The sequence below is a fragment of the Mycobacterium sp. OAS707 genome, from assembly GCF_014873705.1.
In the GTDB taxonomy this organism is placed as follows: domain Bacteria; phylum Actinomycetota; class Actinomycetes; order Mycobacteriales; family Mycobacteriaceae; genus Mycobacterium.
The window spans coordinates 626,329-639,706 of record NZ_JADBDS010000001.1 but is presented as its reverse complement, the minus strand read 5'-3'; the positions used below and the strand labels follow the sequence as shown (position 1 = coordinate 639,706).

General features: G+C 66.2%; 16 protein-coding genes. 11 read left to right on the top strand and 5 right to left on the bottom strand.

Annotation, left to right across the window (positions count from 1 at the left end; all coding sequences use genetic code 11):
- Positions 1-55: 55 nt before the first annotated feature.
- Positions 56-1,759: a hypothetical protein gene (locus tag GGC64_RS03145; protein ID WP_192720986.1), complete on the bottom strand. Its 1,704-nt coding sequence runs from the start codon at positions 1,757-1,759 to the stop codon at positions 56-58.
- Positions 1,760-2,229: 470 nt separating this feature from the next.
- Between GGC64_RS03145 and GGC64_RS03140 the strand changes: the two genes are divergently transcribed.
- The 7 genes from GGC64_RS03140 (at position 2,230) to GGC64_RS03110 (ending at position 5,771) form a co-directional block, all read left to right on the top strand.
- Positions 2,230-2,529: a hypothetical protein gene (locus GGC64_RS03140; protein WP_192720985.1), complete on the top strand. Its 300-nt coding sequence runs from the start codon at positions 2,230-2,232 to the stop codon at positions 2,527-2,529.
- Between the two features lie 45 nt (positions 2,530-2,574).
- On the top strand, positions 2,575-3,312 hold the full coding sequence (dapB, locus tag GGC64_RS03135) for a 4-hydroxy-tetrahydrodipicolinate reductase (RefSeq protein ID WP_192720984.1): 738 nt from the start codon (positions 2,575-2,577) through the stop codon (positions 3,310-3,312).
- Positions 3,309-3,776, top strand: a complete 468-nt coding sequence (locus GGC64_RS03130; RefSeq protein ID WP_192720983.1) for a hypothetical protein — start codon at positions 3,309-3,311, stop codon at positions 3,774-3,776. Before dapB ends, GGC64_RS03130 begins: the two co-directional genes overlap by 4 nt.
- Positions 3,773-4,228: a flavodoxin family protein gene (locus GGC64_RS03125; protein WP_192720982.1), complete on the top strand. Its 456-nt coding sequence runs from the start codon at positions 3,773-3,775 to the stop codon at positions 4,226-4,228. The genes GGC64_RS03130 and GGC64_RS03125 overlap by 4 nt, the downstream gene beginning before the upstream one ends.
- A gap of 159 nt (positions 4,229-4,387) precedes the next feature.
- The gene (locus tag GGC64_RS03120; RefSeq protein WP_192720981.1) at positions 4,388-4,648 is read left to right on the top strand and encodes a hypothetical protein; all 261 of its coding nucleotides are present in this window, start codon (positions 4,388-4,390) and stop codon (positions 4,646-4,648) included.
- Positions 4,649-4,657: 9 nt separating this feature from the next.
- Positions 4,658-5,302, top strand: coding sequence for a phosphate signaling complex protein PhoU (gene phoU / locus GGC64_RS03115; RefSeq protein WP_192720980.1), 645 nt, complete (start codon positions 4,658-4,660; stop codon positions 5,300-5,302).
- A 10-nt stretch (positions 5,303-5,312) separates the two neighbouring features.
- The gene (locus GGC64_RS03110) at positions 5,313-5,771 is read left to right on the top strand and encodes a hypothetical protein (RefSeq protein WP_192720979.1); all 459 of its coding nucleotides are present in this window, start codon (positions 5,313-5,315) and stop codon (positions 5,769-5,771) included.
- Here GGC64_RS03110 and GGC64_RS03105 read toward each other — a convergent pair.
- Complete coding sequence (locus GGC64_RS03105; RefSeq protein ID WP_192720978.1) at positions 5,734-6,846, bottom strand: winged helix DNA-binding domain-containing protein; 1,113 nt, start codon at positions 6,844-6,846, stop codon at positions 5,734-5,736. The two genes, GGC64_RS03110 and GGC64_RS03105, sit on opposite strands and share 38 nt — an antisense overlap.
- Complete coding sequence (locus tag GGC64_RS03100) at positions 6,843-7,583, bottom strand: dienelactone hydrolase family protein (RefSeq protein WP_192720977.1); 741 nt, start codon at positions 7,581-7,583, stop codon at positions 6,843-6,845. Before GGC64_RS03100 ends, GGC64_RS03105 begins: the two co-directional genes overlap by 4 nt.
- A 42-nt stretch (positions 7,584-7,625) precedes the next feature.
- Between GGC64_RS03100 and GGC64_RS03095 the strand changes: the two genes are divergently transcribed.
- From GGC64_RS03095 to GGC64_RS03085, 3 genes are read left to right on the top strand one after another with little or no spacing between them, the layout of a single operon-like run.
- Complete coding sequence (locus tag GGC64_RS03095; RefSeq protein WP_192720976.1) at positions 7,626-8,426, top strand: thymidylate synthase; 801 nt, start codon at positions 7,626-7,628, stop codon at positions 8,424-8,426.
- A gap of 22 nt (positions 8,427-8,448) precedes the next feature.
- Positions 8,449-8,946 carry a dihydrofolate reductase gene (locus tag GGC64_RS03090; protein ID WP_192720975.1) on the top strand — a complete coding sequence of 166 codons (498 nt, stop codon included), beginning with the start codon at positions 8,449-8,451 and terminating at the stop codon, positions 8,944-8,946.
- Between the two features lie 33 nt (positions 8,947-8,979).
- The gene (locus tag GGC64_RS03085; protein ID WP_192720974.1) at positions 8,980-10,194 is read left to right on the top strand and encodes a winged helix-turn-helix domain-containing protein; all 1,215 of its coding nucleotides are present in this window, start codon (positions 8,980-8,982) and stop codon (positions 10,192-10,194) included.
- Here the strand turns inward: GGC64_RS03085 and GGC64_RS03080 are convergent.
- On the bottom strand, positions 10,139-11,575 hold the full coding sequence (locus tag GGC64_RS03080) for an APC family permease (protein WP_192720973.1): 1,437 nt from the start codon (positions 11,573-11,575) through the stop codon (positions 10,139-10,141). The two genes, GGC64_RS03085 and GGC64_RS03080, sit on opposite strands and share 56 nt — an antisense overlap.
- A 29-nt stretch (positions 11,576-11,604) precedes the next feature.
- Entirely contained in the window at positions 11,605-12,516 is a 912-nt protein-coding gene (locus tag GGC64_RS03075) for a proline iminopeptidase-family hydrolase (RefSeq protein WP_225951147.1), read from the bottom strand.
- Positions 12,517-12,581: 65 nt separating this feature from the next.
- Here GGC64_RS03075 and GGC64_RS03070 point away from each other — a divergent pair, with 65 nt between their 5' ends.
- Positions 12,582-13,361 (top strand): FadR/GntR family transcriptional regulator, encoded by a 780-nt coding sequence (locus GGC64_RS03070; RefSeq protein ID WP_192720971.1) that lies wholly within the window; start codon positions 12,582-12,584, stop codon positions 13,359-13,361.
- The last annotated feature ends 17 nt before the right edge of the window (positions 13,362-13,378 follow it).

Genomic DNA, 13,378 nt, shown 5'->3' with positions numbered 1-13,378 from the left:
AGAAGGCGCCCCTACCGATTTCGGTAGGGGCGCCGACTCTTCAACTGTTGCGGTGTCAGCCGTTGGCGCCGTCGCTGCCGCTCGAACTGGTCTTGCCAGTTGCGGTGCCACCGGTGCCGCCGGTGCCGCCGGTGCCACCGACGCCTGCCGTGCCACCTGCGCCACCATCGCCGCCCGTGGCCGTTCCACCGGTCTTGTTGGTTCCAGTTGTCGCGCTGCCGCCGGAACCGCCGTCACCACCGTTACTTGCCAGTCCGCCGCCGGTGCCGCCCGTGCCGCCGGTCCCGCCAGTGGCGTCGCCCGAACCGGTGTGAAGGGTGGTATTGCCGGAGGTGGCCGTGCCGCCGCTGCCGGCAGTGCCGCCATCGCCGAGCACGCTGCCGCCGTTGCCGCCGCTTCCGCCGTCGCCGGCCGTGGCATCGCTGCTGCCCCCGGTGCCGGTGCTGGTGGCGGAGCCGCCGGTGCCGCCGCTGCCGCCGTCGCCGACCACGGTTGTGTGACCGCCGTCGCCGGCGTCGCCACCGGTGGTCGCGCCGAGCGCCTTGGCGTCGCCGCCTGAGCCGCCGTCGCCGCTGGCACCGAGCACACCGCCGTCGGCGCCGCTGCCGCCTGCGCCGCCGGTCGCGGTGCCCAACGTGCTCGTGGCGTCGCCGCCGCTGCCGCCGGAGCCGCCCGTGCCCGTCACGATTCCGCCGTCGCCGCCGCTGCCACCGGCGCCACCTGTCGAGGTGCCGGCCAGGACAGAGGAGCTGCCGCCGTCGCCGCCGTCGCCGCCGGAGCCAAGCAGCACGGTGTGGCCGCCGTCGCCGCCGTCGCCGCCAGTGGTGTTGCCGAGGCCGACCACCGCGCCGCCGTCGCCGCCAGAGCCGGCGTCACCGATCACGATGCCGGAATTGCCGCCGTCGCCGCCGTCACCGGCCGCCCCGCTCAGCGCGCTGGTGCCGTTTCCGCCGTCGCCGCCGCTGCCGATCAGGATGCCGCCGTCGCCGCCGTTGCCACCGTCGGCGCCCGGCGTGAGCAGCGCGCCTGCGCCGTCGCCGCCATCACCGATCAAGCCCGCATGTCCGCCGTTACCGGTGGTCGGGTCGGTGTCGGTGCTAACGATCGAGTCACCGCCGTTGCCGAGCACGATGCCGGAGTCGCCGCCGTTGCCCGTGAGCGAGGTGCCGCCGCTGCCGATGAGCACCGCGCCGTTGCCGCCGTCGCCGGTGCCCGAGAGACCGCCGTTGCCCAACACCAGGCCGGCGTTGCCGCCGTCACCGGTGAGCGAGCCACCACCGTTGCCGAGGACCAAGCCCCCGGCGCCACCGTCGGCCCCAGCGGCGGTCGCCGTGCCGCCGTTGCCGATCAACAAGCCTCCGTTGGTGGCGGTGCCGTCGGGGTTAGTGGTGCCATTGCTGATCAGCGGCGTCACCACCGGCGCCAAGGGCGCCAACGGCGATGTTGGCGCGACAAGAGTGTCCACGGTCGTCACCACGACCGGCGTCGCCACCGTGGGCACCGCGGTCACGACCGGCACAGCCGTCGACACGACATTCGAGACTGTCGACACCACCGGCGACACCACTTTCTTCACCAGCGAGCCGAGTAGGCCACCAAGGCTGGTCAGTTGCACATCATGCGGTCCGGTTGGCTGCGGGGCAGGGGTCACCGCTGCCGTCAGCGCGGCTGCGCCGCCACCACTGGCGATGACGCCGGCAGCGAGGTAGGTCGTTACTTTGAGCTTCCTGGAAGTTTTCGTCTTGCTGTGTTTGGCCATCGCCCCGAGATACCTTTCGTTGCCGAATGCAGTTCTGCACGCCGGACAGCTAATAGTTCTAGATCAGCGAGCAACATAATGCCACTAATGGTCTGGTTGACAGAGCAAAATCAGGAAGATTTTTTTACGCGCGTCGAGTGCGGCCGAGTTTTGCCTGGGCATTGGTGTCGAGGGAGCGTTTGGTGGGCTAATCTTACGGGTCTAGCAGCTACGTTCCACATCACGGTGCGGCGCCGCCACGGGCAATGCATGCGGGAGGCTTGCCCAGGCGAAGGTTCAGCTTGCAAAATTCCCATTTGTAATAATCGACGTGAGCGCAAATAAAGGCAGCGCTGGCGGCAATGTTCACAGCCATTTCAGGAACTCTTCAGCTTGTTGCTGTAGCGCACCAGCCGTCGGCGCCGGTGGGTGTAACGAATGGCGGGCGTCGGCACACCACAGTCAGGAAAGCCACTTCGAAAGGAAGACCAATGAAGTCCTTCATCCTGTCGGTCATCGCCCTCGGCGCCGCCGCCTCGGGTTTCGCCGGTACCGCCACCGCGGCGCCGTCGGCAGCCGCTGACGCATCTCAAACGATCAGCCAGTTGCGCGCCAGCGGATTCGAAGTGATCGTCAACAAGCTCGATACGGCACCACTCGACCACTGTGTGGTCAGCGCGGTACGGCCAGGGCAGACATTCAGCCGCATGGACTCCGGGGCACCCGGTGCGATGGACGACATCGTCACCACCGTCACCGCGATGACGGTGTACGTCGACGTGGCGTGCTGAACTCTGGCGGGGTCGACCCAAGCTGCCGGAAGCTAGGGTAGCCCCATGCGAGTCGGAGTGCTTGGGGCCAAAGGCAAGGTCGGCGCGACCATGGTTGCGGCCGTCGAGGCGGCGGAAGATCTCACCTTCACGGTTGGGGTCGACGCCGGCGATTCGTTGAGCCTGTTCTCCGACAGCCAGACCGAGGTCGTCATCGACTTCACCCACCCTGATGTCGTGATGGACAACCTGAAGTTCTTGATCGACAACGGAATCCACGCCGTGGTCGGTACCACCGGATTCACCGACGAACGCCTGAACCAGGTCGGGAGCTGGGTCAAAGACAAGCCCGGCGTTGCGGTGCTCATCGCACCGAACTTCGCCATCGGCGCGGTGCTCTCAATGCATTTCGCCAAGCAGGCCGCCCGCTTCTTCGAGTCTGCCGAAGTCATTGAACTGCACCACCCGCACAAGGCCGATGCCCCGTCGGGCACCGCGGCTCGCACCGCCCGCCTCATTGCAGAGGCTCGAAAAGGCTTGCCGCCCAATCCCGATGCCACCAGTACCGGCATCGAGGGGGCCCGCGGTGCCGACGTCGACGGCATCCCGGTCCACTCCGTGCGGCTGGCCGGGCTGGTCGCTCATCAAGAGGTGCTGTTCGGCACCCAGGGGGAGACCCTGACGATCCGGCACGACAGCCTGGACCGCACCTCGTTCGTGCCCGGCGTCCTGCTGGCCGTGCGAGAGGTCGGCGGACATCCCGGTCTCACAGTGGGTCTCGAGCCTTTCCTCGACCTGACATGAGCGATGGGGCGCGCGCACTGCGCATTCAGCTGGTGATCGGCTTCATGTGCGTGGCCCTGGTCGTGTACTTCCTCATGCTCGGCCGCATCGCGATGGCGTTCGTCACGTCGGGCCGGCCCGCCGCCATCGGCCTCGGTCTTGCGTTGATGGGCCTGCCGTTGATCGGGATCTGGGTGATGGTCAGCACGCTGAGAGCCGGCCTCGCGCACCAGCGCCTGGCGCGCATGGCCAAGGAAGAGGGGATGGAGCTCGACGTCAGCTCCCTGCCGCGGATGCCCTCCGGGCGGATCGAGCGGAACGCCGCCGACGCGCTGTTCGAGACCGTCCGCGGCGAACTGGAAGCCGATCCCGACAACTGGCGGCGGTGGTACCGGCTGGCACGTGCGTATGACTATGCGGGTGATCGCGGCCGCGCTCGCGAGACGATGCGCAAGGCCGTCGATATGCAGGAGCGGCAGCAATGAGTAAGACGCTGCTGATCGTGCACCACACCCCGTCGCCCTACATGCAGGAGATGTTCGAGGCCGCTTTGAAGGGTGCGACCGACCCCGACATTAAGGGCGTGGAGGTTGTGCGGCGTCCGGCGCTCACTGTTTCACCGGCCGACATGCTGGAGGCTGACGGTTATCTCCTGGGCTCGCCGGCGAACCTCGGGTACATGAGCGGCGCACTCAAGCACGCGTTCGATGTTTGTTACTACCCGTGTCTCGACGCGACGCGAGGACGACCGTTCGGCCTGTACCTGCACGGCAACGAGGGCACCGAGGGGGCCGAAAAGGGAGTCACCGCGATCACGACCGGGCTAGGTTGGGTGAAAGCCGCTGAGTACGTGGCGGTGTCGGGCAAGCCGGGCAAAGACGACCTTGAATCCTGTTGGGAGCTCGGCGCGACCGTCGCCGCTCAGCTGATGGAGTGACTGGGGATCGGATGCTGAACGGGCTCGCGCTTGTCATGGCGACGATTCTGCTGATGGTCCTGCACACCTGGCGGTATCGTCAGTGAGCCGGCATGCATGATGTCGGCAGTCCGGTTAATTCTCTGGTCAAGCAGACACTTTTCGGTTAGGCATTGATCGATGGGGGACAAGGCCGTACACACCAAGCGCGGTGCGATGGGAGCGTGTGACATCGCGCAGGCGGCGCTGTTCGCCGACATCCTTTCGGCCGAAGTCGCGACGCTGCGTGCACAGGTACGCAGGGCGGAGAAGCAGTGGGACGACCGACGCGGCCGCAGCCGCCACGATGTCGACACACCGGCCAGGTTGCTGCGTTTGCGGGAGCAGCTCGAAGAGGCGAAGCGGCTCTCTGCGCGGTTGCGCAGACTGCCCACGCCATAAAGTGACGCTATGCGAACGGCTTTTCAAGAGCAGCTACATGCCCTGACCGCCGATATCGCCGAACTCTGTGGGTTGGCCGGAGCGGCGATGGAACGCGCTACCCAGGCCTTGCTGCAGGCCGACCTCGTATTGGCCGAAGAGGTGATCGCCGATCACGAGGCGTTCACGCTACGCATCAAGAAGACCGAAGAAGCGGTGATCACGCTACTTGCCTTGCAGGCTCCGGTCGCCGGTGATCTGCGCCTCGTCATCAGCTCGTTGTCGAATCTCGCCGACGTCGACCGGATGGGCGCTCTCGCGCTGCACGTCGCCAAGCTCACCCGTCGCCGCCATCCTGCAAAGGCGCTGCCTGAGGAGGTCAACGGCTACTTCACCGAGATGGGCCGCATCGCCGTTGACATCGGTAACAGCGTCAAAGACGTTGTGGTGTCTGGAGATCCAGACCGAGCGGCACAACTCGACGACGATGACGACGACATGGACAACCTGCACCGGCACCTGTTCTCGGTGCTGATGGACCGGGAGTGGAAACACGGTGTCGCTGCCGCCGTCGACGTGACCTTGCTCGGCCGCTACTACGAACGGTTCGCCGACCACGCCGTCGAGATCGGACGCCGGGTCATCTTCCAGGCCACCGGCGAGCCCACGGGATAACGGAGGAGACATGCCCGGTATTGCTGAACTCGCCTTGGGTGCAGCGCCGATCGCAGGTGGGGCGCTGCTGGGCGTTGCCGCCGGCAACCTCAAACCACCAGATGTACGCGGCAACATCGCCAAAGATATGGATCTGCTCGAGCGGATCCCGGACGATCGCCCCGAACTCAAAGCACGGCTCAAGGAAAGCATCGACCGACGGATCGAGAGCCTTATCAAGGCCGATGAGCGCAGTCGTGAAATCCGGATCGCCGCGATGTCCTACACCGGTAACTGGCGAGACATCGTGGTGTTTTTGTGCGCGATTCTCTTCACCATCGTCTGGTGGAACGTCAGCCACAGCCGGGCCAACTGGCTGGTGATGTTCATCGTCATGATCATCGTGTCGATCGTGGCAGGCATTTACGCCGGCCGGGGTCTACTGCGCGCCGTCACCCGTTTCCGACGCTCAAACGACGCTGACGAGTAATCTCCACGTGCGGCTCGCTTACCCCGAACGCCAACTGCAGCAAGCGATTCCCCTCGTCGATCACTTCGTCGACAACATCGATGTGACGGTACGGCCGCACCTGCATGCTGGTCTGATCACCCCTGCCGACGAGTTCCCATGTCCCCGAGACGAATCCGTCAACCAGCACGGTGCCGGGAAACACCCCGTTCTTTCCCGAGAACAACCGCTTGCGGTCCTCGCCAGATATCACCCGCGAGCGATCGGCGTGTGAGAGTAGTACGTTGTCGAACGGTGCGACCAGCCGCACCGGCGCCGGTGCATCGGGATCGGGCCGCGGAGCGTTTGGGGCGTCGTAAAGCGTCTGCCCGTCTTCGCTTTTCAGTCGGATCAACTTCAGTCGCTCGAGAACCTCGCCCAGCCGGGTGAGCCCGCTCCACGTCTGCACGTCGGCAGCGCTCGCTGGGCCGAACGCCTTGACATACCGCATCACCAGTTCGTCGATCGTCACTGGCTTGCCGCGCGGCTTGCCCAGCCAGGCAGTCGCGGTGGTCAGCCGGACTTGTCGGCTGCGCTGCCACAGCGCCCGCGGCGGAACCTGCACCAACGGCAACTTGCTGCGCGCTGCCTCGGCCAGTGCTCCCGGCGGCGTCTGGGGCCACTGCTCGGCGAGCCGCACACCGAAATCCGCCGGGGTCAGGTGTTCTGCGTCAAGAAGCCGCTGGGCGGCCTCGACGACTGCCGGGACATCGATTTCGGCCAGCGCCTTGCCATGCGCGGTGTTGCTGCGCAGCATCCGATCGAGCGCCGGCTGGATCAGTGGACGCAGCCGATGACAGTCTTTCGCCGAGACGAGGTGGATGGTGCCGCGCATCAGCACGATCCGGACCGCTTTTCGGGCCGTGAGCAGGCCGGACAGTTCATCGCCGGTGAAGCCGTCGAGCCGGCTCCACAAGCCGTAGTACGGCGCGAACGGTGCCTGCGCCTGCATGCCGACCAGGTGTTCGATCGCGGCGAGTGCGCCCATCGGTGAGCGCTGCAGAAGCAGCTGTCGAGCGAGAGTGGCCCGATTCAGTGCCCGCAGCGAAACCGTCAATTCGGCAGTGCTGACCCGAACAGCTGCTGCAGCGCGATCCAGTGCCGCTCTGCGGCGTCCTCGTCGTATGGCGGGTTGTCGGGCACCGCGAAACCGTGGGCGGCCGGATAGAACTCGACCGTGTGTGTGACGCCGGCGGCGGTCAGCGCCTTGTCGAGCGTCTCGGCCTGTTCGGGAGTGAAGCTGGCGTCGTTCTCGGCGCCCGCGACGTACACCGTCGCCTTCATCTGGTCGGCGAGCAGGTGCGGGCTGCCGGCGTCGTCGGTGACCAGGCCGCCGCCGTGAAACGAGCCGGCCGCCGCCACCCGGTCGGGCACCCGGCCCGCGACGATCACCGACGTCCGCCCGCCCATGCAGTAACCGCAGACGCCGAACGCGTCGCCCTTCACCTCGGGTCGCGACCCCAGGAAGTCGAAGAATGCCGTCGCGTCGGAGGCGATCATGTCGGGCGTGAGGCTGCCCACCATCGTCATCAGCCGCTTGCGCTGCTCGGGGTCGCCGAACACGGTCTCCATGTCGAACGGCTCCCAGTCACCGTCGCGGTAGTACACGTCGGGCAGCAGCACGGCGTGTCCGAAGCCGGCCAGCCGCGCGGCCATCTCCTGGAAGGTCGGCCGGACACCGCCGGCGTCGGGATACATCACGACCGCCGACCATGGGCCGGTTCCGTTCGGGGTGTGCAGGGTGACGGGGCAGGCGCCGTCGGGCGTGGTGACGGTTGCAGAGATACTCGGCATGGCATCCGTTCTACCCGCTGCGCCGACAGTAAGCTGACCGACGTGCCCATTGCCACGCCGTACGAGGATCTGCTGCGGCTCGTGCTCGAGCGCGGCACACCGAAATCGGACCGCACCGGCACCGGAACTCGAAGCCTGTTCGGCCACCAGATGCGCTATGACCTTTCGGCCGGCTTCCCGCTGATCACCACGAAGAAGGTGCACACCAAGTCCGTGATCTACGAGCTGCTGTGGTTCCTGCGCGGCGACTCGAATGTGCGGTGGCTGCAGGAGCGTGGTGTCTCCATCTGGGATGAATGGGCAAGCGACACAGGCGATCTGGGCCCGGTTTATGGTGCGCAGTGGCGGTCGTGGCCGACGCCGTCGGGCGAGCACATCGACCAGATCAGCGCAGCACTCGAGCTGCTCAAGTCCGATCCGGACTCGCGACGCAACATCGTGTCGGCCTGGAATGTCGGCGAAATCCCACAGATGGCGTTGCCGCCGTGTCATGCGTTCTTCCAGTTCTACGTAGCCGACGGGCGGCTGTCCTGCCAGCTCTACCAGCGCAGCGCCGATCTGTTCCTCGGTGTGCCGTTCAACATCGCCAGCTACGCGCTGCTCACCCACATGATGGCCGCGCAGGCCGGACTGCAGGTCGGCGACTTCATCTGGACCGGCGGCGACTGCCACATCTACGACAACCACGTCGAGCAGGTCACCGAGCAGCTGTCCCGCGACCCGCGGCCATACCCGGAACTCGTTCTGGCGCCGCGTGATTCGATCTTCGACTACACCTTCGACGACGTCGCCATCGTCAACTACGACCCGCACCCGGCGATCAAGGCCCCTGTGGCGGTATGAGGCCTGCTTGCAGGGCCGAATCATGACCGGGACCGTCGGGCTGATCTGGGCTCAGTCCACCTCAGGTGTCATCGGTCGCGACGGCGGCATCCCATGGCGGCTACCCGAGGACCAGGCGCGGTTCAAAGACCTCACCATGGGCCACACCGTGGTGATGGGCAGGCTGACGTGGGAATCGCTGCCGGCCAAGGTTCGGCCACTGCCGGGGCGCCGGAACGTCGTCGTCACGCGGCAAGCCGATTACCGGGCCGAGGGCGCACGGGTCGTCCCGTCGTTCGACGACGCGCTCACCGACGACGACGACATCTGGGTGATCGGCGGCGCGCAGATCTACGCGCTCGCACTGCCGATCGCGACGCGGTGTGAGGTCACCGAGGTGGAGATCGATCTTCCGCGCCAAGACGCCGACGCCGTCGCCCCGGTGCTGGACGAAAGCTGGCTGGGTACGTCTGGAGACCGGCTCACCAGCAGCTCCGGATTGCGCTATCGGTTCGACAGCTACCACCGTGAGTCCCGGTAGGCACTTGTCGGTGGTGTGCTGCACGATGACGAGATGCCGCCGACTCTGACGGGCGCCCAGGCGCGTCGCATCGCCGTCGCCGCCCAGGGCTTCGCCGAGCCGAAGCCGCGTGGCCCGGTCACCCGTGCGCATCTGCGGCGGCTCATCTCACGCATTCAGGTGCTGCAGCTGGACTCGGTGTCGGTGGCGGTGCGCGCCCACTATTCGCCGGTGTTCAGCCGGCTCGGACCCTACGACCGTGACGTGCTGGACCGTGCCGCGTGGAGCCACACCACGCGTTCGCCTCGGCTGCTCGTCGAGTACTGGGCGCACGAGGCCGCGTTGATGGCCGTCGACGACTGGCCGCTGTTGCGATGGCGCATGCGTGAGTACACCCACGGGCGGTGGCGCACCGAGGTCGTCAAGAAACGGAAGCGGCTCGCCGACGACATCGTCGCTGCGATCGCCAAGCACGGTCCGTCGACGGCCGGGCAGATCGAGCAGTACGTCGGCGAAGAGCGCCCCGGCAAGAAGGGCCCATGGTGGGACCGCAGCGACACCAAATGGGTGACGGAGGCATTGTTCTCGGCCGGAGTGCTGACGACGGAGACCCGCATCGGGTTCGCCCGCCATTACGACCTCGTCGAAAACGTGCTGCCGCCGGAGGTGGTGGCCCGCGAGGTCGACGACGAGGAAGCGGTGCGAGAGCTCACGCTGAGGGCGGCCACGGCGCTCGGTGTCGGAACGGAGACCGATATCCGCGACTACTTCCGGCTGTCTCCGAAACGGTCGAAGCCTGCGATCGCCAAACTCGTGGCCGATGGGGAGTTGGAGCCGGTCGAGGTCGACGGCTGGTCAGCGCCGGCGTATCTGCCTGCGGGTCAGAGCATTCCGAGACGCGATCGCGGGACGGCGCTGCTATGCCCGTTCGACCCGTTGATCTTCTTTCGGCCCCGGGTGGAGCGGCTGTTCGATTTCCATTACCGCATCGAGATCTACGTTCCCGCGCCCAAGCGCCAATTCGGTTACTACGTATGGCCTTTCCTGCTCGACGGACAACTCGTCGGCCGCGTCGACCTCAAGGCCGAGCGCACCCGCGACGCGCTGAACGTCGTCGGAGCGTTTGCCGAACCCGGTCAAGACAAGTCGCGGGTCGCCAAGGCCATGGCTACGGAACTGCGAACGATGGCGTCGTGGCTGGGGCTCTCTGATGTCACCGTTGGGGACCGGGGTGATCTGACGGCGCAGCTGTCGCGGGCTCTGGGGTGATGCCTTCGCCGCGCACTGTGCGTTCCTCGCTGAGGTCCGGCACGCCTCGACCGCGCACCGTGTTGACGATGAACACCACCGTGCCGACAACCAGCCACACGAGGCCGCCGATCTTCGCCAGGGCGTCCGCGTTGAACAGCACGTACCCGATGATCAGGAAACCGAGCGTCGGCACAACGAGGTGCAGCAGGTAGTTCTTCGACTTCTTGCGCCCGATGTAGTACCAGACGACGGACACGTGCAACAGGCAGAAGGCAAACAGCGCACCGAAGTTCACCAGCGACGAGATCAACGCGATCTGCCCGACGAAGAACAGCACGAGCACGACGCTGATCGCGCTCACCACCAGGATCGCGGCCATCGGCACCTGGCGGGAGCTGACCTTCGACAGGAAGCCAGGCAGCTGGCGGTCACGGCTCATCGAGTACAGCAGCCGGCTGGTGGCTGCCTGCGCGGCCATCGCATTGGCGAAACCGACGGCAAGCACGTTGACGACGAAGAACGCATTCATCCAACCGGTGCTCGACGCCGCCTCGACCAGTTTGAAGAACGCGTTGCCCGCCTCGTCATCGCTGAACGATTCCCGTCCGCCCGCCAGCAGGCTGGCCAACCACGTCTGACCGATGAAGAAGAACGCGACGATGAACAGCGCGCCGATCATCGCCTTGCCGGCTGGATTCTTCTCGCCGGTGGACTCCTCGGCGAGTGTCGAAATGCCGTCGAAGCCAAGGAAACTCAACACCGCGATCGACAGCGCCGCGGCGATCAACGGTGCGCTGACAGTTTCGGGGTTCCAGATCGGCGTGGTGCTCCAGTGCACGTTGGGCAGCGAGTCGCCGTTGATGGCGCGCACCGCGATCACCACAAAGATCCCCAGGAAGACCAACTCGAGCGCCAGGAACAGCCGGTTGGCGATTTTCAGCGAGTCGACCCCGAGCAGGTTGATCACGGTGTTGACGGCGACGAACACCAGCGCCCACATCCATCTCGGCGTCCCGGGGAACAAGCCGATCATCGATTCGGCGGCCAACACGTACAGCAGCGTCGGTATCAGCAAGTAGTCCAGCAAGATCGCCCACCCGGCGAAAAAGCCTGCGCCGGGATGGATTCCGCGGCCAACATACGAGAACACCGACCCCGCCAACGGGAACGACTTGGCCATCTGCGCGTACGCCATCGCCGTGAACACCATGGCGATCAGGCCGATGAGGTACACCAACGGCACCATGCCCCCGGCGCTGTTGTAGACGACACCGAAGATCGTCCACGGCGCAATGGGCACCATGAAGATGAGCCCGTAGACGAGTAGGTCGACGGTGGCCACCGAGCGATGCAATTCCTGCTTGTAGCCGAAGGATTCGAGCGTGCGCTGAGCGTCCATGAGCGTCCTATCGGGATGTGAGGGGTGGGCTAGATGCGGGCTACCGCGTCGTGGCTGGCGAGGAAGTCGGCGACCACAGCGCGGAATTCCTCGGGCTTCTCCAGATGTGAGCAGTGACTGGCGTCGCTGAACACGTGGCTTGTCGCGTCGGCGATGTGATCGACGTAGGGCTGCCAGGCCGCGGGTGTCGCCTCGTCGAACTCGCCTGCGATCACCAATGTCGGTGCGGTGATCTTGGCCAGCCGGTCGATGATGCTCCAGCCACGCAGGGTGCCCCAGACGTAGAACTCGTTGGGGCCGTTCATGGTGTGGTAGACCGTCGGCTCGGCCTCCATCTGCGTGATCGTGTCGACCAGGTCCTGCGGCACGGGGTCGACCCGGCACAAGTGGCGACGGTAGAACTCGTTGGTCGCCTCCAGGTACTCCGGATCGGTGACGGTGTCAGCCTGCTCGTGACGGTCCAACGCGGCCTGCGTCTCTGCAGGCAGTTGTGCTCGCAACTCCGCGCAACCGGCCATCCACAGTTCCATCGAAGCCGGGGAGTTGCAGATCGACAGCGACGCAAGCCCGGGCGGTTGCCGCACCGCGATCTCCGCACTGAGCATTCCGCCCCACGACTGGCCGAGCAGGTGGTACTCGTCGATGCCCAGTGCTTCGCGCACGGTGTGGAACTCGTCGACGAACAGGTCGGGCGTCCAGAAGTCGGCGGGGGCGTCAGGCAGGTGCGTGCTGTTGCCGCAGCCGATCTGGTCGTAGTGGATGACGGTGCGGCCCGTCTCGCCTGCGAGTTCGGCGATGTTTCGCACGTAGTTGTGCGCCATTCCCGGGCCGCCGTGCAGGACGAACAAGGGGAGGGCTCCGCTGCGTGCATCGTCGGGCGAGGTGATCTGCACCCAGGTTTCGTAGCCACGGAACGGGACCAGCCTGGTCGTAGAAGCCATGGCGCTCAGCATGAACCCGTAAAGGTCTCATGACAAGACCATTGACCGAGATTTAACATTTGCAGATGGCGCACAACGGAGCACCCGCAGGTGACAGGGAACTGCCGGGGCTGCTCCAACAGCAGCTGGACACCTCGTCCCGGGTCGACGAGGTCACCGACCGGCTGATCACCGCGATTGCGATCGGTGAATACCTGCCCGGTGCCCGGCTGCCGGTCGAACGCGATCTCGCCGCGTCGCTGGGCGCCGGGCGGATGACGGTCCGGGCCGCGCTGGCGCGCCTCGTCGAGCGGGGCCTGTTGGAAACGCGCCGGGGTCGCGGCGGCGGGTCGTATGTGCTCGACCAGTGGCCGGAGTCATCGACCGACGTGGTGGGCCGCACCCTGCGGGCGCGACTCGACGACCTACGTGACCGCTGCGACGCGATCTGCCGACTGCAGGGCACGGTTTGTCGCGCGGCCGCGGAGTCTCGATCTGACGACGATGTGTCTGTGCTGCAAGCCAGATTCGAGGCCTACCGGACGGCCGAGAGCGGTCTGGCGGCGCAGCAGGCCGATAGCCGGTTCCACCTCGCGATCATGGACGCCGCCCACAACGACGTCCTCAAGCAGGTGCTGCTCGACCTCAAGGCCACCGTGAGTATCGGTTCCCCCGCGCATCTGTGGGGTGAGCCATCGACCATGCGCGGCATGGAATTACGGGCGCTGCACGAACACGAGCAGTTGGTGCGGGCCATTGCCGACGGCCGCGGGGACGACGCCGACGAGCTGGCGCGCCATCATGGTGCGATCGACTTCGAGCTCATCACCACGGCGATGCACCGCGCCGGCGTGCTCACCGACTGAATCCACATCGGCGAGCG